This is a genomic window from Qipengyuania sp. R86523 (assembly GCF_044596365.1).
Lineage (GTDB): Bacteria > Pseudomonadota > Alphaproteobacteria > Sphingomonadales > Sphingomonadaceae > Qipengyuania > Qipengyuania citrea.
In genome coordinates this window covers 2,350,780-2,370,404 of sequence record NZ_CP138997.1, presented here as the reverse complement: position 1 = coordinate 2,370,404, position 19,625 = coordinate 2,350,780, and the positions used below count along the sequence as shown (strand labels likewise).

Below are 19,625 nucleotides of genomic sequence, written 5' to 3'. Positions count from 1 at the left end.
GCCATCGTTTTCTCCGCTTTCGATGGTAAGGTGCCCGGCATGACGGCTTCGATGCCAACCGACCACGGCCACGCGCAGGCGATCGGTTCGATCTGCATCGTCGGCGGCGGGACTGCGGGCTGGTCGGCTGCGGCGCTGCTGTCGCAGGTGCTGCGCGGCAGTGGATGCCGCATCACGCTGGTCGAATCCTCCGCAATCCCGACGGTGGGCGTGGGCGAGGCCACGATCCCGCCGATCTTCGATTTCCTGCGCAATATCGGCGCCGACGAGGTCGAATTCATCCGCCGCTGCCAAGCCACCTTCAAGCTGGGCATCCAGTTTCGCGACTGGCTGCACCATGGCCATGCCTACTGGCACCCCTTCGGCAATCTGGGGGTGACGATCAACCAGCGCCCCTTCCATCACTATTACTTCATGAACCGCGCGGCAGGGCATGGTGAGACCCTTGCCGATCTGTGCCCCTCGGTCGCGCTGGCCGAGGACGGCAAGTTCGCCTTCCCCTCGCCCGACGGGCAGTGGCCCGGAGGCGCGGTCGCCTATGCGCTGCATTTCGACGCCGGGCTGGTTGCCACTTTCCTGCGCGACCATGCCGTGGCCGCCGGGGTCGAGCGGCTCGACCGCCGCATCGTCGGCGCCACGCGCGGCGAAGGCGAGAGGATCGCGGCGGTGCAGTTCGACGATGGCGAGAGTCTCGAAGCCGATTTCTACATCGACTGTTCGGGTTTCCGCGGCCTGCTAATCGAGGAGACGCTGGGCGCGGGTTTCGAGGACTGGAAACACTGGCTGCCCTGCGACAGCGCGGTAGCCGCCCCCACTGCCGCGCAGGAGCAGCGCGCGCCCTACACCGTCGCCACCGCCCGCTCGGCCGGGTGGCAGTGGCGCATCCCGCTGCAGCACCGCACCGGCAACGGGCTGGTCTATGCCAGCGACTTCATTTCCGATGCCGATGCGCAGGCACAGCTGCTCGCCGGGCTAGATGGCGAAGCGCAGGCCGATCCGCGCGTGCTGCGCTTCACCGCCGGGCTGCGCAAGCGCGCCTGGGTCGGCAACTGCCTCGCGATCGGGCTGTCGGCCGGTTTCCTCGAACCGCTCGAATCGACCAGCATCCACCTGATCCAGACCGGGCTGAACCGGCTGCTGGACCTGTTTCCCGATCGCCGCTTCGATCCCGCGCTGATCGCAGCCTACAATCGCGACGTGCACAGCGAATACGCGCATATCCGCGACTTCCTGCTGCTGCATTACGTGCCCAACCGGCGCGAGGGCGAACCCTTCTGGGACCATATGCGCGGCCTCGACCTGCCCGATACGCTGGCGGAAAAGATCGAGCTCTTCACGCGCACGGGACGGATCATGTCGCGCCAGCGCGAGCTGTTTTCGGACATCAGCTGGTTCTACGTCATGCACGGCATGGGGCTGACCCCCGCGGCGCTTGATCCGCTCGCCGAGGCCGCGCCCTTCGGCGAGGTGCGCAAGGTGATCGACCAGCTGCGCGGGGCAATGCAGGCGTTCCGCAGCGCTGCGCCCACGCACGACGCGATCCTCGACCGCTTGCTCGACCCGGCTGAGACACGCCGCCCCCAATTCGGCACCGGCGGCGGCTGGACGACGCGCTAGAGGCGCCGATGGGTCCGCTCAGGCGGGCGGAGGCGCCACGGTCAGCCGTTCGACCAGGCTGTGCGTATGAACCACGGTAGGGCCGGGATCCTCGCCGGCGAGCTGGCGCAGCAGCATGTCAGCCGCCGTGTGCGCCATCTCGACCACCGGCTGGCGCACCGTGGTCAGCCGCGGCCAGACCACGCGCGAGATTTCCGAATCGTCGAAGCCGACCACGCTCAGATCGCCCGGGACGTCGAAGCCCAGTTCGCGCGCGGCGGACATCGCCCCCACCGCCATGTCGTCGTTCTGCGCGATGATCGCGGTCGGGCGCAGCTTGCGCGACAGGATCCGCCGCGTCGCCTCGTAACCCGATTCGAAGCTGAAATCGCCGGTCTCGACCAGTTCGGGCAGGTACTCGACGCCCGCATCGGCGAAGGCCGCACGATAGGCGGTCAGCCGCTGTTCGCTCACCGGGTGGTCGGGATCGCCCTTGATGATGGCAATGCGCCGGTGTCCGAAACCGATCACGTGTTCGGCGATTTCGCGGCCGGCGGCGATATCGTCCATCGTCGTCGCCAGCCCCAGTTCCTCGCGCGATTGCGGCGTGATGCGGGCAAAGGGGATGCGCGCCTGCGCCAGCCCGTCGAGCACGTCGGGATGGTCCGCCGCGGGCGGTGCGAGGATCACCCCGTCGAGCGCGGCCGAGCGAATCGTGGCAACCACGTCGCGCGGGTGGTCGCTGACCGATTCCACCGGCAGCACGATCAGCCGGTAGCGTTCGCCATGCAGCCGCTCGAGCGCGCCGCGCTGCAATTCGACGACATAGCTCGGGCTCGGTTTTTCATAGACCAGCCCGATCAGATAGGATTGCTGGCGCACCAGCCCCTGCGCCATCACATTGGGCTGGTAGTTGAGTTCCTCCGCCGCGCGCAGCACCTTCTTGCGCAGCGCGGGGGTGATGTGCGGTTCGTTGTTGAACACGCGCGAGACGCTCTTGGGCGAAACCTGCGCCAGCTTGGCGACATCGACGATCGTCGAACGCTTCTTTTCCCGCGGCATCGCTCAGGCGTGGCCCGATTGTCCGTCGTTGTCAACGACGCGCGCGCGCACGCCGGAGCGGTTCGCATGATCGATCTGTCAGAAAAACCGACCGCCGGCATCCTGCCGCGATCAAGCCGATGGTGCCCAGAAGAGGACTCGAACCTCCACGCCCTTGCGAGCGCCGCCACCTGAAGACGGTGCGTCTACCAATTCCGCCATCTGGGCACACTATCGATGGCCGGTCTTCGAAGCACGGCCATGGGTAGGGGCGCGCCACTAGCGAAGCAGGGGCTTACCTGTCAACGCCTTTCGCACATGCTGGAACGCTTGCGGCGCGGCGGGGGTTGAGGCTAGGGGCGGAGCGACACTTCTCCCTTCGAGGAATCAGGCGAATATCATGGCGAAAAGCGGCGCGTTGAACGGCAAGCTGGTGGTGCTGATGGGTGGCAGCGGCTTCATCGGCAATTACGTGGCGCAGGCTCTGCTCGAACGCGGCGCACGCGTGCGGATCGCCGCCCGCCATCCAGAAAAGGCGTTCAAGCTCAAGCCGCTCGCCAATCTCGGCCAGATGCAGTTCGCGCGCTGCGATGCCAGCGACCGGCAATCGGTCGACCGGTGCATTGCCGACGCGGATGCCGTGGTGAACCTGGTCGGCGCGTTCAGCGGCAATCTGCGCCGCCTGATGGGCGAAGCGCCCGGCTGGATGGCCGAAGCCGCCGCCCGCGCAGGCGCGCAGGCCTTCGTCCATGTCAGCGCGATCGCCGCTGAACCCGAGGACGAGACCGAAATCGAATACGCCGCCGCCAAGAAGCTGGGCGAGGAACGCGTGCTCGCAGCTTTCCCCAAAGCGACGATCCTGCGCCCGAGCATCCTGTTCGGCGAGGACGACAATTTCATCAACATGTTCGCGGGGCTGATTTCCACCCTGCCCGTGCTGCCGGTGTTCGGTCCCGATGCGAAACTGCAGCTGGTCTATGTCGACGATGTCGCCGAGGCAGCGGTGCGCGCGCTCGAGGATCCGGGCAAGCATGGCGGCAAGATCTACGAACTCGGCGGCCCGGAAGAGCTGTCGATGATGGAGATCAACGAAGCGATCGCGGCAGCGCAGAAGCGCAAGCGCACCTTCCTGCCGATGCCCGACGGCCTGTCGGCCACCTTCGCGGCGCTACCGGGAACCCCGATGGGCAGCGACCAGTGGAAGCTGCTTAAGCAGGGCAATGTCGCCTCGGGCGCGTTTCCCGGGTTCGACAGGCTGGGTATCGAGCCCAAGCCGCTCGACCTGTTTCTCGACCGGTGGATGGTGCGGTATCGCAAGCACGGCCGCTTCCACGCCGAATCGGCGGTCTGAACCGCGGCTGCGCAGCGCGTCAGCCTTCGATCAGCGCGACCGGTTCGACCAGCAGTTCGCTGCCGTCATTGCCGATGATCCGCACGCGGGCGCCCGCTGCGGCATCCGCGCCGCGCGCGATCCATTCGCTGTCGCCGACCTTGACCCGCCCCGACCCGTTTTCGATCGCCTGCGTTACCAGCGCGGTCTGGCCGACCATCCGGCCGCCGCGATTGTTGAGCAGCGGGTCGCTGGACACGATCGGCCGTTCGCGCAGCCAGCGGCGCGCGGAGAAGACGAAAATCAGCGATAGCGAAACCCAGGCAATAATCTGCAGCGCGAGCGGGGGGACCGAGACGAAGGCCAGCACGGCCACCGCCAGCGCCGCCATCGCCATCCAGATCAGATAGACCCCCGGCACGACCAGTTCGAGCGAGGCGAGCGCCAGCCCGATGATCAGCCAGATCCAGTAGGTTTCGATACCGTCCACGACCCCCGCCTAGCTGTCGCGCGAACGCGGCACGCTGGGCCGCCGAACCGGGGCCCGGTCCTTCGGCTCGGGCACGGGTGTGCCCGTATCCACCGTGCCTTCGACACCGTCGAATGTGCCCTTAATCAATTCGCCGATTCCGCCGAGCGAGCCGATCAATTGCGTCGCTTCGACCGGGAACAGGATCGTCTTGGCATTGGGGCTTTCGGCGAACTTGCCGACTGCCTTGGTGTATTCCTGCGCGATGAAGTAATTGATTGCCTGATTGCCCGACGAGGCAATCGCATCGGATACCATCTGCGTGGCCTTGGCCTCGGCTTCGGCGGCGCGTTCGCGCGCCTCGGCATCGCGGAAGAGCGCCTCGCGCTGGCCCTCGGCCTGGAGGATGGCCGATTGCTTGCGCCCCTCGGCGCGCAGGATCGAACTGGTCTTGTCGCCTTCCGCCTCGAGGATCTCGGCGCGTTTCAGCCGTTCGGCCTTCATCTGCCGCGCCATCGCTTCGGAGATGTCGAGCGGCGGACGGATGTCCTTGATCTCGACGCGGGTGATCTTGATCCCCCAGGGCGAGGTCGCGTGATCGACCACGCTGAGCAGGCGGGCGTTGATCTCGTCGCGCTTGGACAGCGTCTCGTCGAGATCCATCGAGCCCATGACCGTGCGCAGATTGGTGGTGGTGAGTGCGAGGATGGCGTTCTGAAGACCCGAGACCTCATAGGCCGCCTTGCCCGCATCGAGAACCTGGAAGAAGACCACCGCATCGACGCCGACCATGGCGTTGTCCTTGGTGATGATTTCCTGGCCCGGGATGTCGAGCACCTGTTCCATCATGTTGATCTTGTGCCCCACCCGGTCGATGAACGGGATGATCAGGTGCAGCCCGGGGTTCGCGGCGAGCGTGTACTTGCCCAGCCGTTCGATGGTGTAGACATAGCCCTGCTTGACCACGCGCACGCCCATGACGAGGAACAGCACGGCCAGCAGGACCAGCAAAATCAGGACGAGCGTACCGCCTAGCATGTAAAGCCTCCTCTAGCTGCAAGGCATGGTAGCGCCCGCGGGGGTGGCGGCAAGCGAAAGCGTGTTACAGCGCCTCTGCGTAGGTCGCCAGCAAGCGTCCCCAGGCGCGCTCTGCAGCGGGCTGGTCGTAAGCGGGCGAATCGGGCACGCACCAGCCGTGATCGGCAGGATAGACCTCGATCTCGGCAGCGGCACCGGCAGCATCCGCCGCTTCGCGCAGCGCGGTCTTGGCTTCGGGTTCCTTGGCATCGTCGTTCTGCGCGATCGCGATCAGGTAATGCGCATCACCGCGCAGCATCCGGTGCGGACTGTCCGCATCGTCGCGCACCAGCCCGCCGCCGTGGAAACTGCCCGCCGCGCGCATGCGTTCGACCGCCGCAGTGCTCCACACGGTGAAGGGGCCGCCCATGCAATAGCCCTGCGTGCCGATGCCGCGGGCGGTGTCGACCCCGTCCTGCGTGTCGAGCCAGGCGGTCGCCGCGCGGGCATCGGCCTGGATCGCCGGGGCATCGAGCTTGACGCGCCACGGGCGGACCGTCTGGAACCCGTCGGCGGCTGCGAAGGCAGCAAAGTCGGCGAACTGCTCGCCTGCGACATCGCGGTAATAGGGATTGGCGACGAACACGGCGTAGCCTTCGCCCGCCAGCCGCCGCGCCATCTGCCGCTTCGCTTCGCGCAGCCCGGCAATGTCGGGCCAGAGCAGCACCAGCGGGCTGGCCCTGTTCGCGGGATGCACGAAGAACCCGTCCATCGTCCCGCCGGGTGCGGCAAAGCTCACCATGCGCTCGGTCAACCCGCCCGACGCCGGACGATCGACATCGGCGTTGACCGGCGCGCAGGCCGCCACGCCTGCCGCCATCGCACCGCCGCCGAAGGCCCGGCGCGAGACCTTGCCGCGCGCCCACCGCGCCAGATCCTGTTCATCGCACATCGCTCGTCTCTCCTCGCAAACCCGTCCGCGGCAACCCTTGCAGGGTGCAGCCTTATGGACAAGCCCGCGCATCGACGGCAGGATAGGTTGCATAGAGCGACGCAAATGTCGCCGGGGAGAGAAAGATGCGAGGGATCGGTTGGGCGGCAGTGGCCGCGCTTGGCCTGGCAGGCGCACTGGCGGGCTGCAGCATGGCAGCGGGCGAAACACCCGAAGGCGGGATCGACACCGTCCGGCTGGTCAATGCGGGCGAGGACCCGGCCAACTGGATCACCCATGGCGGGACCTATTCCGAACAGCGCTTCTCGCCGCTGGCCCAGATCGACCGCGACAGCGTGGGTGACCTCGGGCTCGCCTGGTTCGCCGACATGGACACCGCGCGCGGGCAGGAAGCGACCCCGCTAGTGATGGACGGCAAGCTCTATGTCACCACCGCGTGGAGCAAGGTCTTCGCCTATGACGCCGCGACCGGCGAACCGCTGTGGAGCTACGATCCGCAAGTGCCCGGCGAAACCGGAGTGAAAGCGTGCTGCGACGTGGTCAATCGCGGGCTGGCGGCTTGGGGGGACAAGCTCTTCTTCGGCACGCTCGACGGGCGGCTGGTCGCGCTCGACCGCGACACCGGCGCGGTGGCGTGGGAGAAGGTCACGGTCGACCAGGACAAGAGCTACACCATCACCGGCGCGCCGCGCGTGGTCGATGGCAAGGTGCTGATCGGCAATGGCGGCGCCGAGTTCGGCGTGCGCGGCTATATCGCCGCCTACAGCGCGGACGACGGGGAGGAGCTGTGGCGCTTCTACACCGTGCCCGGCGACGAGGGCGATGACGCGCCCGACTACCTCAAGGCGGCGGCAGAGACCTGGAGCGGCGATGCGCTCGGCAGCGAAAACGGCATCGGCGGCGGCGGCACTGTGTGGGACTCGATGGCCTACGATCCCGAGCTCGACCTGCTCTATTTCGGAGTCGGCAACGGATCCCCGTGGAACCGCGCCTATCGCAGCCCCGGCCCCGACGGACGCGGCGAAGGCGACAATCTCTATCTTTCGAGCATCGTCGCAATCCGCCCCGATACGGGCGACTATGTCTGGCACTACCAGACCACGCCGGGCGAGACCTGGGACTACACCGCCACACAGCACATCGTCCTGGCCGATATGGAAATCGACGGGCGCAGCCGGCAGGTGCTGATGCAGGCGCCCAAGAACGGCTATTTCTACGTGCTCGACCGCGCGACGGGTGAGTTCATTTCGGCCGAGCCCTATATTCCGCTCAACTGGTCGACCGGGATGAGCGAGGATGGCCGCCCGCAGATGAATCCCGAAACGCGGATCGACATCACCGGCCAGCCCGCGCTGGTGATGCCGGGGCCGCTGGGCGGGCACAACTGGCACCCGATGGCGTACCACCCGGGCGAGAACCTCGTGTACATCCCAGCCTTCGAGGCCGCGATGCTCTATGCACCCGAGGCAGACTGGAAGCCCGACCGCGCGCGCGGGTTCAACATCGGCTTCGATCTCGGTGCGGGCGATCTGCCGCCCGATCTGGGCATCCGCCGCGAAGTGCAGGGCACGATCAAGGGCAAGCTGGTCGCGTGGGACCCGGTGGCGCAGGAAGCGCGCTGGAGCGTCGAGCATCCCGGGCCGTGGAACGGCGGCCTGCTGGCGACCGGCGGCGGGCTGGTTTTCCAGGGCAATTCGGGCAGCGAATTTGCCGCCTATAATTCGGCCAATGGCGAGCGGCTGTGGAGTTTCGCCGCTCAGACCGGCGTGGTCGCCCCGCCGATCACCTACACCGTGGACGGCGAACAATATGTCGCCGTGCTGGCCGGCTGGGGCGGGGCCTTCGCGCTGTCCGCCGATGGCGCGCTGATCGACAACATGCACCCGGTGCGCAACATCAGCCGCCTGCTGGTGTTCAAGCTGGGCGGGACCGCTGCCCTGCCCGAAGAACCCGATTTCGCGCTCGCGCCGCTCGATCCGCCGCTTTCGAAAGCGAGCGCGGAGGTGATCGAACTGGGGCGGACGAAATACGCGCGCTATTGCGCGGTGTGCCACGCCCCGGGCGCGGTCGGTTCGACCGAACTGCCCGACCTGCGCCGCTCGGGCGCGCTCGAAAACCGGACCGCATGGCTGCAGATCGTCCATGGCGGCGCGCTGAGCGACAACGGCATGGCCAGCTTCGCCCCCTCGCTATCCGAGGACGAGGTCGAGGCGATCCGCCAATATGTCATCAAGCGCGCCAACGAGGACAAAGCGATAGAGGCGGAGCGCGCCAAGACGCGGTCCACGCGGCGCTGATCAGCCCCTGAACACGACGGTCCGCTGGCCGTTGAGCAGGACGCGCTCCTCGAGATGCAGGCGGACCGCTTCGGCGAGCACGCGGCTTTCGATATCGCGGCCCTTGCGCACCAGCGCATCGGGGGTGTCGGCATGGCCGATGCTCTCGGCATCCTGGTGGATGATCGGGCCTTCATCGAGGTCGGCGGTAACGTAATGCGCGCTGGCGCCGATCATCTTGACCCCGCGCTCATAAGCCTGGTGATAGGGCTTGGCGCCCTTGAAGCCGGGCAGGAAGCTATGGTGGATGTTGATGCAGCGCCCGGCGAAATGCGCCGCCTGCTCGTCCGACAGGATCTGCATGTAGCGCGCCAGCACCACCAGCTCGGCATCGGTATCTGCCGCGATGGCGCGGACTTGGGCTTCCTGTGCCGCCTTCGTGTCGCGCGTGACCGGCAGGTGGTGGAAGGGGATATCGCCGAGGTCGGTGTGGCCGATCGCTTCGCGCGGGTGGTTGGACACGATCGCCACCGGCTCCATCGCTAGTTCACCGATGCGCCAGCGATAGAGCAGGTCGGCCAGGCAATGGTCGAACTTGCTGACCATGATCAGCACGCGCCGCGGCCGGTCGCGCAGCGCCAGCTTCCAGTCCATCGCGAATTCGCCGGCCAGCGCAGCGAATTCGCTGCGGATCGCATCGCGCGTGGTGCTGCCGGGATCGAATTCGACGCGCATGAAGAAAGCATCGCTCAGCCGGTCGTTGAACTGCTGCGCTTCGAGGATATTGCCCCCGCGCTCGAACAGGAACGAGGTGACGCGCGCGGTGATGCCGGGGCGGTCGGCGCAGGACAGGGTCAGGACTAGCGGATCGGCCATGGGCCTTCCATGTGCCGCAAGCGCCCCGCCGCGCAAGCGCAAACCCGCTTGGCCGCGCGCAATGCAGGCTTGGTCAGTCGATCTCGAAGACCACGGTCCTGATGCCCGACTGGTGCAGCGCGGTCTGCACGATACCGCGCTCCAGATGGTTGAGCGGGGTTTCGCAGCCCACCACATGCGCAACCGGATCGCACAGCATGAGGGCCTTGTCTCCGTGCGCAATCTGGCGGATCGCGCGAACGATCGTGTCTTCGAAACGCGCCGGTTCGGCGACCACGGACTGATCGCTCGAAAAGCTGCGATAGGCCCGCTGGTCGGCAAAGGTCGTGGTGGCGCGATTGGTCACCTGGACCCGGTCGCGATAGATCGCGACGTCCAAGTCGAGCGGTCGGTGGTTCATGTCAGCGGCGGGTAAGCGCCTCTTCGCTTTGCGACATCAGCTTCTCGATGATGGCCGCGACCGGCTCTTCTTCCTTCAGCATGCCGACCGATTGCCCCGCCATCAGGCTACCGGTCTCGACATCGCCATCGATCACTGCGCGGCGCAGCGCGCCGGCCCAGTAGTGCTCGATCTGCAATTGCGCCTCGTTCATCGCGATTTCCTCGCGGTCGAGCGTCCCCGCGACCTCGCGCTGCTTGGCAGTGAATTCCTCGCTGCCCTTGTTCTTCAGCGCGCGGACCGGGATCACCGGCAGGCGCGGATCGACCTGGACGCTGGCCACCGCGTCGCGGGCGCTGGCACGGAAGAAGGCCTTCTTGAAATCGGGATGGGCGATGCTTTCCTGCGCGCAGGCGAAACGCGTGCCCAGCTGGACGCCCGCCGCACCCATTTCGAGATAGCCCGCGATCGCCTGCCCGCGGCCGATCCCGCCGGCAACGAAGATAAGATGGTCTTCGGCCAGTTCGGGCAGCATTTCCTGCGCCAGTACGCTGGTCGATACGGGGCCGATATGGCCGCCCGCTTCCATGCCCTCGATCACCAGCGCATCGGCGCCCGAGCGCAGCAGCTTCTTGGCCAGCGCCAGCGTGGGCGCGAAGCAGATGACCTTGGCGGGGTTCTTGCCGCCCTTGATTGCCTCGACACTGCCCTTGGGCGGGATGCCGCCCGCCAGCACGACATGGCCCACGGCGTGCTTCTCGCACACGGCGATAAGCTCGAACAGGTCGGGATGCATGGTGATCAGGTTCACGCCGAAGGGCTTGTCGGTCAGCGCGCGGGTTGCGGCGATCTCGCGATCGAGCAGTTCGGGGGTCATCGCCCCGCAGGCGATCACGCCGAAGCCGCCGGCGTTCGAAATCGCCGACACCAGATTGCGTTCGGACACCCAGCTCATCGCGCCGCACAGGATCGCGGTTTCGCTGCCGAGAAAATCTGCGCCGCGCTGCATCAGGCGGGCGGTCTTGGGATAGGTCGTCATGATGCGGCGCTTACGGCGCGCGCGGGGCAACGGCAAGATGCTTAGAACCAGCCGGCCGCGCCCAGTTCGCTCATCCGGCTGCGCGCGACCGGCGCCGCGATCCCCCGCGGCAACAGCAGCCGCAGCTTGCGCCCTTCGCGCTCGATGCCTTCGACCGCATCGCGGGCCACCCACCAGCTGCGATGGACCTGCGCGCCCTCGATCCCGTCGAGTTCCGCGATCGCATCGCGCAGCCGCAGCAGCACGAGGTCCGAGCCGAGCATGGTATGCGCGCGAACGTAGTGGTCTTCCATCTCGAGCGCGATCAGGTCGCTTCCCAGCTCGGAGGGCAGGCGCTGCAGGAATGCGGAATGCGGCTCGCCCTGCGGGGCATTTTGCACGTCGCTCGCGGCGACGGACCGGGCCATCGCGTCGTGCGCCGCCGCCTTCGGCCGGCCGCGTTCGAGCAGGTAGAAGACGACGGTGACGCTGGCCCCGATCGCCAGCACATTGAGATAGGCCAGCAGCGCCTGTTCGAGCGTGGGCGCGGGAACCGGCCCGGGAAGGAATTCGATCGTCCAGATCGCTGCCGTCAGCGGCACCGTGGCGAGCATGGTCAAGCCGATCCACAGGCCGGCGCGGGGCAGCTCGAGCCGCGGGTGCAGCCAGGCGACCAGCGGGGCGAGCGGACGGTAGAAGGCATAGCCGAGCCAGGCGAGCCCGATCCAGCTCACCAGCCGCCATGCCAGCGGCGCGGCGGCCGTCCCGAAGGGGCCGATGATCGCCAGCACCAGCCCGACCGCGGTCATGACCGACAGGTCGATCACCAGCTTGCGAGCAATGCGCGCTGCAGCGGGGCGGGCCTGTTCCATATCCTGCAGACTAGTGCCCGTTCGCGCTTCGTAAAGTGGTCAAACACCCGATTTCCCGTCCTTTCGCGAAGCGGTCGGCCCCTTTGCGCAAGCCCGCTTGCCCGCCAGCGGCGCGCTGCCACCAAGGGGACGAAACCACCCGCCTGGAGACCCAGACAATGTTCGCACTTCCGCTGTCCGCGCCGCCCGCCCCCCGCCGCCCGTCCGCATTCGATATCGGTCCGGCCAGCCGCGCGCTGGTGGCCACCATCGGGACCGTGATGACCTTGCTCTGCGTCATCGCGATCGGCCGCGCGCTTGCCGGCATGACTCCCGAATTGCCGCATCTGCGCCATGCCGCGATCGCGGTGCATGTGGTTGCAGTTATCCCCGCGATCCCGCTGGGCGCCTATGTGCTGCTGACGCGCAAGGGCGATGCGCGGCACAGGCTGCTGGGCAAGATCTGGCTCGCGCTGATGCTGGTGACCGCCTTTTCGGCGATCTTCATCACTTCGGGCGGCGGCTACGGCCCGATCCATGTCTTCATCCCGCTGACGATCTTCTCGGCCTGGCGTTCGGTGGCGACCGCACGGCGTGGCAACATCCCGGCACACAAGCGGCAGCTCGTTTTTACCTATGTCACCGGACTGGTCTTTCCCGGGCTCGCGGCCTTCCTGCTGCCCGGGCGGCTGATGAACGTGATGCTGCTGGGCTGAGGCTGATCAGTTGCCGTAGGTGATGCGGACCTTGTGCGCCGCCTCGCGCGCGATGCGGCGCGCTTCGTCGGTATCGCCCGCGGTGGCCAGCGCCACGCCCATGCGGCGGTAGGGACGGCTGGTGGGCTTGGCGAAGATGCGGATGTCGGCCCCCTCGCCCATCGCCTCGGCGAGGCTTTCGTAACCCAGCGCCGCGCTGTCGCGTTCGGCGAGGATCACCGCGCTGGCGGCGGGGCGTGCGCGCAGGACAGGCGGAACCGGCAGCCCCATCACCGCGCGGGCATGGAGGTCGAATTCGGTAAGGTTCTGGCTGACCAGCGTGACCATTCCGGTGTCGTGCGGGCGCGGGGAAAGCTCGGAAAAGATCACGTCCTCGCCCTTCACGAAAAACTCGACCCCGAACAGGCCGTAGCCGCCCAGATCGTCGACCACTGTGCGCGCCATGTCCTGCGCCTTGGCGATCGCCGCGTCGGTCATCGGCGTGGGCTGCCAGCTTTCCTGGTAATCGCCGCGTTCCTGCCGGTGGCCGATCGGCGGGCAGAAGCTGATGCCGTCCTTGTGGCGCACGGTCAGCAGCGTGATCTCGTAATCGAAATCGACGAATTGCTCGACGATCACGCGTTGGCGGTCGCCGCGCATGTTGGCGCAGGCATAGGCCCAGGCCGCTTCGAGCTCGGCCGCGTCGCGCACGGTCGACTGGCCCTTGCCCGAGGACGACATGACCGGCTTGATCACGCAGGGCAGCCCGGTGTGCTGCGCGGCGGCCTGCACTTCCTCGAAATTCTTCGCGTAGCGGTATCGGGAGGTGACAAGGCCCAGATCATTGGCCGCAAGGTCGCGGATCGCATCGCGGTTCATCGTCAGCTGCGCGGCGCGCGCCGAGGGCACGACGGTGAAGCCTTCCTCCTCCAGTTCGGCCAGTACCGAAGTGCGGATCGCCTCGATCTCGGGGACGATGTAATCGGGCCGGTGCTTCTCGGCCGCCTCGCGCAGCTTGTCGCCATCGAGCATGGAGAACACTTCGCGTGCATCGGCCAGCTGCATGGCGGGCGCATCGTCATAGGCGTCGCAGGCGATGACATAGGCGCCGAGCCGCTTGGCCGAGATCGCGAACTCGCGCCCCAGCTCGCCGGAGCCGAGCAGGAGGATCCGGGCGGTGTGGCTCATGCCGCCTCGTCGGCAGCGTCCAGCCCATAAGCGGTGTGGAGCACGCGGACCGCTAGTTCGGTCTCGTCCTCGTCGATCAGCACGCTGACCTTGATCTCGCTGGTGGTGATCGCCTGGATGTTGATCGCGCGGTCGGCCAGCGCCTTGAACATCGTGCTGGCGACACCCGCATGGCTTTTCATGCCGACGCCGACGACGCTGATCTTGGCGACCTTGCTGTCGGTGATCAGGCGGTTGTAGCCGATGTCGTCGCGCTTGTCCTCGAGCAGCGCCTGCGCGCGGGCGAGGTCGGCCTGCGGCACGGTGAAGGTCACGTCGGTCTCGCCCTTGTCGCGGCCGACGTTCTGGATGATCATGTCGACATTGATGCTCGCCGCGGCGAGCGGCTCGAAGATGTGGGCCACCGCGCCGGGCTTGTCGGGCACGCGGGTGAGGATCACCTTGGCCTCGTTCTTGTCATGCGCGATGCCGGTCACGTGCTGGCGTTCCATATCGCCTTTCTCCACCAGTGCGTTCATTTCTTCCTCCGACACGATCATCGTGCCGGGGTATTCGTCTGCGGGAACCGCGTCGTCGCCGACGAAGCTGGAGAGGACCTGCACGCGCACGCCCTCTTTCATCGCCAGCCCGACCGAGCGTGTCTGGAGCACCTTGGCCCCGACGCTGGCGAGTTCGAGCATTTCCTCATAGGTCACCGCGGTCTGCTTGCGCGCCTTGGCGACGATCCGCGGGTCGGTGGTATAGACACCGTCGACATCGGTATAGATGTCGCAGCGATCCGCGCCAATGGCTGCAGCCACCGCCACGGCGGACGTATCCGACCCGCCGCGGCCCAGCGTGGTCAGCCGGCCCTCGCCCGAGAGGCCCTGGAAGCCGGGGATCACGGCGATCTCGCCGCGCTCCATGCTGGCGATCAGCGCGTCCGCATCGATGCTGTCGATCCGCGCCTTGGCATGCGCCTCGATCGTGTTGATCGGCATCTGCCAGCCGAGCCAGCTGCGCGCCTGGCAACCGAGCGACTGCAGCGTCAGCGCCAGCAGCCCGCTGGTGACCTGTTCGCCGCTGGCCACCACCACGTCGTATTCCGCCGGGTCGTAGAGCGCATTGGCTTCGCGGCAGAAATTGACCAGCCGGTCGGTCTCGCCCGCCATCGCCGAAACCACCACCGCGACCTCGTGCCCGCGCGCCTGCTGCTTGCGCACGATATTGGCCACGCGCCGGATGCGTTCGGTCCCGGCCATCGAGGTGCCGCCAAATTTCATCACGATACGGGCCAAGCGTAGAGGTCTCCGTGCTGGAATGCGTCGAGCTAGGCTGCTAGCCAGAGGGCATGAGCGATGCAACCACACAGCCGCGTAGCAATACTTCGGCCGGCACAATTTCGGGCGCAACGATCCGCGCCGACGAAGCCGCGCATTTCGGCAGGCTCGCCAAGGACTGGTGGGACCCCAAGGGCTCTTCGGCCATGCTCCACCGGCTCAATCCCGTGCGGCTGCAATTCCTGCGCGAGGCGATCGACCTGCACTGGGCAGGCGACATCGAGGCGCGCCAACCGCTGGCGGGCAAGACCGCGCTGGATGTCGGCTGCGGTGCGGGATTGCTGTGCGAACCGCTGGCGCGGCTGGGGGCGGATGTCACCGGCGTCGATGCCGCGCCCGAGAACGCCGCGGCTGCGGCAGTGCATGCCGAAGGCGCGGATCTCGATATCCGCTATATCGCGGGCGAGGTCGGCGCGCTGGATATCGGCAGCTTCGACCTGGTCACCGCAATGGAAGTGATCGAACATGTCGCCGACAAAGCCGCCTTCGTGGCAGCGCTTGCCGGCCGGCTGGCGCCCGGCGGGCTGATGGTGCTGTCGACCCCCAACCGCACGCCGCAATCGCGCCTGCTGATGATCGGTGCGGCGGAAGGCATCGGACTGATCCCCAAGGGCACGCACCACTGGGACGATTTCATCACGCCCGAAGAACTGGACGCGCTGCTCGACGAAGCGGGCCTCGACATGAGCGAACCGCGCGGGATCGGCTTTTCGCCCGCCAAGGGGCTGCACCTGTCCGGCGATCTGTCGCTGAACTACATCGTCACCGCCCGAGCGCGCTGAGCACCAGCGCGGGATCGTCGGTGAAGACACCATCGGCCCCTGCCGCCACGACCATTCCCACCAGCGCGGCGAGATCGCCCGGCGCACCTTCGGCAGTGCCCCGGCGGAGCGCGAGCGGGAGGAAGGCGTTCTCCTTGCGCAGCGTCCACGGGTGAACTTGCAGCCCGGCGGCATGCGCATCGGCAATCAGCGCGGTCGGACTTCCGTCCGCAGCCAGCACATGGCCCAGATAGGGCCCGATCCCGTCGGCATAGGTGGCGACTTGCGCCAGCCCCGTCGGAGTCATGATCTCGGCCCAGCTCATCGCAGGTTCGTCATAGGGGCCGGCGGTGGGGGCGATCAGCAACACCAGCGGGCTTTCGACCAGCGCGTCCAGCCGCTGCAGCGGGCCGATTTCGAACGCCTGCACGAAGACCCGGTCATCGGCGTCGTCGAGATCGGCTTTGCGCAACGCGGTGGCGAGCAGATCGACCGTGTCGATTCCCTCTTCCTGCAGCAGCCAGGTGGGATGCTTGAGTTCGGGGTAGATACCGATCGCGCGGCCGGTCTCGGCTTCCTTCGCACGCACGAGCGTCACGATCTCCTCGAAGGTCGGAATCTGGTAGAGCCCGTCGAACCGCGCATTGGCCGGGCGCAATCCGGGCAGGCGTTCCTTCACGCGCAGGCTGCGCAATTCGGCCAGCGTGAAATCCTCGGCGAACCAGCCGGTCACCAGCCGCCCCTCGATCGTCTTCGAGCGCTTGCGATCGGCAAATTCCTCGCGCGCGCCGACATCGGTCGTCTCGCCGATCTCGGTCTCGTGCCGCGCGACCAGCCGCATGTCCTTCGTCGCCACGAGATCGGGCTCGATATAGTCCGCGCCCTGGTCGATCGCGCGCTCATAGGCCGCCAGCGTATGCTCGGGCCGTTCGCCGCTGGCGCCGCGATGCGCGATGACGAGAAAGTCGCCTTCGACCGCAGCAGTCGCGGGGACGGCACCGAGTGCCGCGAGGATCAGGAGAAATGCGCGGACCATTCGTCTTCCTTGAAACCGACCAGCAGGGCCCCGCCGTCTTCGACGATCGGGCGTTTGATCATGGACGGATTGTCTTGCAGCAATTGGACGGCCTTCGCCGCATCGACATCGGCCTTGTCGGCCTCGGGCAGCTTGCGCCAAGTGGTCCCGCGGCGGTTGAGCACGGTATCGACCCCCGCCGTTTCGATCCATGCGGCCAGCCTGGCCGGATCGGCGCCCTGCTTCTTGTAGTCGTGGAATGCGTAATCGACGCCCTGCGCATCGAGCCATTTGCGCGCCTTCTTGACCGTGTCGCAATTGGGAATGCCGTAAAGGATAGTCTCAGTCACTGATCTGCCCGCTTCTGGTTGGAACGCGCCTCGCTAACGGCTTGCGCAGCGCTTGAACAGGCCGCCGGGGCGCGAACCCCGGCGGCGCTGTCAAATCAGTCGCCGAAGCGCGCGGTCAGCTGGACGCCGAAGAAGCGCGGTTCCGCCGGGATGAAGGTCGGGATGCCGAAGGCCCCGCCGGTATTGCCCGCATCGAGCAGATATTCCTCGTTGAACGCATTGCGGATGAACCCGGCGATCTCGTAGCGGTCGTCGGCGAAGCTCACCCCCGCACGCGCATTCACCAGCGTGACCGGGCCTTGCGAGGTCACGTCGCTGTTGGGCACTTCGAAATAGATCCGGCTGCGATGCGTGATGCTGGGGGTGGCGAACAGCCGTGCCCCGCCGCCCAGCGGATAATCGACCGTTAAGCCCGCCGCCGCCTGCCATTCGGGCTGGAGGCGGAAACGCGCACCCGAAAACTCGGGGGCGAAGCTGTTGTCCTCGTCGATCCCGCCGTCGATATAGCCGACATTGCCGAAGAAGCTGAGCCAGTCGGTGGCCTCGACCGCGATCTCGGCTTCCACGCCGAGGTTGGAAGCCGCCCCCGCGCTCCGCGTGACGAAGCTGCCGGTCGGGTTGCCGTTGGCGTCCAGTTCCTCGACCGAGACCTGGAAATTGTCATAGACCTGGTAATAGACGCCCAGCGAGCCCGAGACCCTGCCGGTGGCAAGCTTGAGCCCGGCCTCGTAGTTCCACACCGTCTCTTCCGGAATGTCCTGCCGGTTCGGCACGACGTTCCCGGCATCGTCGACACGCGCGCCCATCTGGACGACCGGCGAACGGCGGCCCTTCGACACGGTCGCGAACACATTGGCGTCGTTGCTGATCCGGTAGAGCGCATTGAACCGCGGCAGCAGCGCCGAGAAATTGTCCTCGGCCGAGAACAGGCGCCCGCCGGTGTCGATCTGGCCGGGGATCAGCGGCGCGCCGCTGAGCACCGCGTCCGGGACATTGCTGCGATAGGCCGACTTGCGGTTTTCCTCGAGCAGCCGCGCGCCGGCAGTCAGCTCGAGACTGTCGGTCGCCAGCAAGGTGACGTCGGCGAATACTGAATAGGCTTCGTTCCGGCCCTGGTTCTCGAACACCGACGCATAGGGGATCGCGTTTGCGGCGCCGTTGGTGGCGAGCGCCGTCACTCCGGTCGCGGGCACGCTGCCATCGGGCGCGACACAGGGAATACCCGCAATCAGCGGTGCGCCGAACAGGCTGGTCAGGCACTGGAGGAAGGTGCCTTCCTCGGTTGCGAAGGGCACGTTCTGCAACCCGTCCTCGGTGAAGAAATTCCAGCCGAACGACGCGCGCAGCGCGGAACCCGCATAGCTGAACCGGCCTTCGTGGCTGAACTGGTGCCCCTGCGCGATTTCGGCGAACTCGAGGAACGGCGCGGCCGAACCATCGGCATCGAACACTTCGGCGCTGTCGAACTCGCGATAGCCATTGACCGTGGTGAAGGTCCAATTGTCGCCGAATTCGTAGGCGGCGGTCAGGTTGAGATCGTAGACTTCGCGATCGAGACCGAGTTGGTCGTTGCCAAGGCTGGCGGCACCCGCCGGATAGCCGCCAAGATTGGCATCCTCGAAAGCATTGCCCGGCCCGCCCGGTGCGCCGGCGAAGGCCGGGAGCGTGCCCGAGATGAAGGGCGTACCGCCATTGCGCTGCTGGTCGTAGGTGCCGATCAGGTCGATCGTCAGGTCCATGCTCGGCGTGTACCGCAGCGAGGCGCGGACGCCGAACTGGTCCTGCGCGTAGAGCTCTTCGTCCTGCCCCGGGTTGAGGTTTTCGACATAGCCATCGCGCTGGCGCCATTCGAAGGCGATACGCCCGGCCAGCACGTCCGAGCCGGCACTGAGATACCCGCCCAGCAGCGTCTGGTCGAAATTGCCGTAGCCGCCGGTGATCTCGCCCGAGAAGCCTGCGCGCGGACGCGCCGAGACGAGGCTGATCGCGCCGACCGCCGAGGCAGTGCCGAACAGCGTCGCCTGCGGCCCCTTGATGACCTCGACCCGCTCGAGATCGTAGATCGCCTGGTACGACCCGCGCGAACGCGAGATGTCGACGCCGTTGTAATAGAGCGTGACGCGCGGGCCCTGCTGCGAGGAGCCCGAATCCGAGGTGATCCCGCGGATGACGATGCCGGGGTTGTTGGCACTCTGCTCCTGGATGTTGAGCCCCGGAACATAGTTCGACAGCTCGTCCAGATCCGACACGCCGAGTTCTTCGATCCGGTCCCCGGTCACTGCCGAAATGGTGATCGGGACATCCTGCGCGCGCTGTTCGATCTTCTGCGAAGTGACGATGATCGTGGTGCTGCTGGCCGGCTGGTCCGCGGCGGCCACCTCCTGCGCCATCAGCGGAGCGGGAACGAGAGCGATGGAAGCAAGCAAGGCGCTGCGAAGAGCAGGAAATGTCATGGAAGGCCCCTGTCGTTGGATTGAATTGCAACGCGCCTA

Annotated in this window: 18 protein-coding genes and 1 tRNA gene; 5 read left to right on the top strand and 14 right to left on the bottom strand. The window is 66.9% G+C overall.

What is annotated here, in order from left to right; genetic code table 11:
• Positions 1-39: 39 nt before the first annotated feature.
• Complete coding sequence (locus SJY12_RS11665; RefSeq protein WP_397505436.1) at positions 40-1,617, top strand: tryptophan halogenase family protein; 1,578 nt, start codon at positions 40-42, stop codon at positions 1,615-1,617.
• A gap of 18 nt (positions 1,618-1,635) precedes the next feature.
• On the opposite strand, the gene SJY12_RS11660 is transcribed toward SJY12_RS11665, so the two are convergent.
• Both SJY12_RS11660 and SJY12_RS11655 read right to left on the bottom strand, forming a co-directional pair.
• Positions 1,636-2,658: a LacI family DNA-binding transcriptional regulator gene (locus SJY12_RS11660; protein ID WP_050599595.1), complete on the bottom strand. Its 1,023-nt coding sequence runs from the start codon at positions 2,656-2,658 to the stop codon at positions 1,636-1,638.
• Positions 2,659-2,778: 120 nt separating this feature from the next.
• Positions 2,779-2,865 (bottom strand) — tRNA-Leu (locus SJY12_RS11655).
• Between the two features lie 172 nt (positions 2,866-3,037).
• Here SJY12_RS11655 and SJY12_RS11650 point away from each other — a divergent pair.
• Positions 3,038-3,988 (top strand): complex I NDUFA9 subunit family protein, encoded by a 951-nt coding sequence (locus SJY12_RS11650; protein ID WP_397505435.1) that lies wholly within the window; start codon positions 3,038-3,040, stop codon positions 3,986-3,988.
• Between the two features lie 19 nt (positions 3,989-4,007).
• On the opposite strand, the gene SJY12_RS11645 is transcribed toward SJY12_RS11650, so the two are convergent.
• The 3 genes from SJY12_RS11645 to SJY12_RS11635 form a co-directional block, all read right to left on the bottom strand.
• Entirely contained in the window at positions 4,008-4,457 is a 450-nt protein-coding gene (locus SJY12_RS11645) for an NfeD family protein (RefSeq protein WP_050601781.1), read from the bottom strand.
• A gap of 9 nt (positions 4,458-4,466) precedes the next feature.
• Positions 4,467-5,474: an SPFH domain-containing protein gene (locus SJY12_RS11640; protein ID WP_063505114.1), complete on the bottom strand. Its 1,008-nt coding sequence runs from the start codon at positions 5,472-5,474 to the stop codon at positions 4,467-4,469.
• A 64-nt stretch (positions 5,475-5,538) separates the two neighbouring features.
• Positions 5,539-6,405, bottom strand: a complete 867-nt coding sequence (locus tag SJY12_RS11635; protein WP_397505434.1) for a dienelactone hydrolase family protein — start codon at positions 6,403-6,405, stop codon at positions 5,539-5,541.
• A 125-nt stretch (positions 6,406-6,530) separates the two neighbouring features.
• Here SJY12_RS11635 and SJY12_RS11630 point away from each other — a divergent pair, with 125 nt between their 5' ends.
• Positions 6,531-8,702 carry a PQQ-dependent dehydrogenase, methanol/ethanol family gene (locus SJY12_RS11630; RefSeq protein ID WP_397505433.1) on the top strand — a complete coding sequence of 724 codons (2,172 nt, stop codon included), beginning with the start codon at positions 6,531-6,533 and terminating at the stop codon, positions 8,700-8,702.
• Here the strand turns inward: SJY12_RS11630 and purU are convergent, their stop codons facing one another.
• The 4 genes from purU to SJY12_RS11610 form a co-directional block, all read right to left on the bottom strand.
• On the bottom strand, positions 8,703-9,557 hold the full coding sequence (gene purU, locus SJY12_RS11625) for a formyltetrahydrofolate deformylase (protein WP_397505432.1): 855 nt from the start codon (positions 9,555-9,557) through the stop codon (positions 8,703-8,705).
• Between the two features lie 73 nt (positions 9,558-9,630).
• Positions 9,631-9,957, bottom strand: coding sequence for a hypothetical protein (locus SJY12_RS11620; RefSeq protein WP_397505431.1), 327 nt, complete (start codon positions 9,955-9,957; stop codon positions 9,631-9,633).
• A gap of 1 nt (position 9,958) precedes the next feature.
• The gene (locus SJY12_RS11615; protein ID WP_160766373.1) at positions 9,959-10,975 is read right to left on the bottom strand and encodes a nitronate monooxygenase family protein; all 1,017 of its coding nucleotides are present in this window, start codon (positions 10,973-10,975) and stop codon (positions 9,959-9,961) included.
• A 41-nt stretch (positions 10,976-11,016) separates the two neighbouring features.
• Positions 11,017-11,826 (bottom strand): LytTR family DNA-binding domain-containing protein, encoded by an 810-nt coding sequence (locus SJY12_RS11610; RefSeq protein ID WP_397505430.1) that lies wholly within the window; start codon positions 11,824-11,826, stop codon positions 11,017-11,019.
• A 158-nt stretch (positions 11,827-11,984) separates the two neighbouring features.
• Between SJY12_RS11610 and SJY12_RS11605 the strand changes: the two genes are divergently transcribed.
• Complete coding sequence (locus SJY12_RS11605; protein ID WP_348030924.1) at positions 11,985-12,521, top strand: DUF2306 domain-containing protein; 537 nt, start codon at positions 11,985-11,987, stop codon at positions 12,519-12,521.
• A 6-nt stretch (positions 12,522-12,527) separates the two neighbouring features.
• Here SJY12_RS11605 and purT read toward each other — a convergent pair whose 3' ends face one another.
• Together purT and SJY12_RS11595 are read right to left on the bottom strand one after the other, a co-directional pair.
• Positions 12,528-13,688, bottom strand: a complete 1,161-nt coding sequence (purT, locus tag SJY12_RS11600) for a formate-dependent phosphoribosylglycinamide formyltransferase (RefSeq protein WP_397505429.1) — start codon at positions 13,686-13,688, stop codon at positions 12,528-12,530.
• A complete protein-coding gene (locus SJY12_RS11595; protein WP_050601771.1) occupies positions 13,685-14,965 on the bottom strand; it encodes an aspartate kinase in 1,281 nt (426 codons plus the stop codon). The genes purT and SJY12_RS11595 overlap by 4 nt, the downstream gene beginning before the upstream one ends.
• 53 nt (positions 14,966-15,018) lie before the next feature.
• Between SJY12_RS11595 and ubiG the strand changes: the two genes are divergently transcribed.
• Entirely contained in the window at positions 15,019-15,789 is a 771-nt protein-coding gene (gene ubiG / locus SJY12_RS11590) for a bifunctional 2-polyprenyl-6-hydroxyphenol methylase/3-demethylubiquinol 3-O-methyltransferase UbiG (RefSeq protein ID WP_397505428.1), read from the top strand.
• On the opposite strand, the gene SJY12_RS11585 is transcribed toward ubiG, so the two are convergent.
• The 3 genes from SJY12_RS11585 to SJY12_RS11575 form a co-directional block, all read right to left on the bottom strand.
• Entirely contained in the window at positions 15,770-16,804 is a 1,035-nt protein-coding gene (locus SJY12_RS11585) for a glycerophosphodiester phosphodiesterase family protein (protein ID WP_397505427.1), read from the bottom strand. The genes ubiG and SJY12_RS11585 overlap by 20 nt on opposite strands.
• Entirely contained in the window at positions 16,783-17,133 is a 351-nt protein-coding gene (locus SJY12_RS11580) for an ArsC family reductase (protein WP_397505426.1), read from the bottom strand. Before SJY12_RS11580 ends, SJY12_RS11585 begins: the two co-directional genes overlap by 22 nt.
• A gap of 95 nt (positions 17,134-17,228) precedes the next feature.
• Positions 17,229-19,586, bottom strand: coding sequence for a TonB-dependent receptor (locus SJY12_RS11575; RefSeq protein ID WP_397505425.1), 2,358 nt, complete (start codon positions 19,584-19,586; stop codon positions 17,229-17,231).
• Between the last annotated feature and the right edge of the window lie 39 nt (positions 19,587-19,625).

What these genes read in the sequence shown, in the direction of transcription:
- purU (WP_397505432.1), bottom strand. Translation starts at nt 9,557, where the DNA reads ATGGCCGATCCGCTAGTCCTGACCCTGTCCTGCGCCGACCGCCCCGGC.
- SJY12_RS11620 (WP_397505431.1), bottom strand. Translation starts at nt 9,957, where the DNA reads ATGAACCACCGACCGCTCGACTTGGACGTCGCGATCTATCGCGACCGG.
- SJY12_RS11610 (WP_397505430.1), bottom strand. Translation starts at nt 11,826, where the DNA reads ATGGAACAGGCCCGCCCCGCTGCAGCGCGCATTGCTCGCAAGCTGGTG.
- SJY12_RS11585 (WP_397505427.1), bottom strand. Translation starts at nt 16,804, where the DNA reads ATGGTCCGCGCATTTCTCCTGATCCTCGCGGCACTCGGTGCCGTCCCC.
- SJY12_RS11630 (WP_397505433.1), top strand. Translation starts at nt 6,531, where the DNA reads ATGCGAGGGATCGGTTGGGCGGCAGTGGCCGCGCTTGGCCTGGCAGGC.
- purT (WP_397505429.1), bottom strand. Translation starts at nt 13,688, where the DNA reads ATGAGCCACACCGCCCGGATCCTCCTGCTCGGCTCCGGCGAGCTGGGG.
- SJY12_RS11615 (WP_160766373.1), bottom strand. Translation starts at nt 10,975, where the DNA reads ATGACGACCTATCCCAAGACCGCCCGCCTGATGCAGCGCGGCGCAGAT.
- SJY12_RS11605 (WP_348030924.1), top strand. Translation starts at nt 11,985, where the DNA reads ATGTTCGCACTTCCGCTGTCCGCGCCGCCCGCCCCCCGCCGCCCGTCC.
- SJY12_RS11575 (WP_397505425.1), bottom strand. Translation starts at nt 19,586, where the DNA reads ATGACATTTCCTGCTCTTCGCAGCGCCTTGCTTGCTTCCATCGCTCTC.
- SJY12_RS11650 (WP_397505435.1), top strand. Translation starts at nt 3,038, where the DNA reads ATGGCGAAAAGCGGCGCGTTGAACGGCAAGCTGGTGGTGCTGATGGGT.
- ubiG (WP_397505428.1), top strand. Translation starts at nt 15,019, where the DNA reads ATGAGCGATGCAACCACACAGCCGCGTAGCAATACTTCGGCCGGCACA.
- SJY12_RS11665 (WP_397505436.1), top strand. Translation starts at nt 40, where the DNA reads ATGACGGCTTCGATGCCAACCGACCACGGCCACGCGCAGGCGATCGGT.
- SJY12_RS11640 (WP_063505114.1), bottom strand. Translation starts at nt 5,474, where the DNA reads ATGCTAGGCGGTACGCTCGTCCTGATTTTGCTGGTCCTGCTGGCCGTG.
- SJY12_RS11660 (WP_050599595.1), bottom strand. Translation starts at nt 2,658, where the DNA reads ATGCCGCGGGAAAAGAAGCGTTCGACGATCGTCGATGTCGCCAAGCTG.
- SJY12_RS11635 (WP_397505434.1), bottom strand. Translation starts at nt 6,405, where the DNA reads ATGTGCGATGAACAGGATCTGGCGCGGTGGGCGCGCGGCAAGGTCTCG.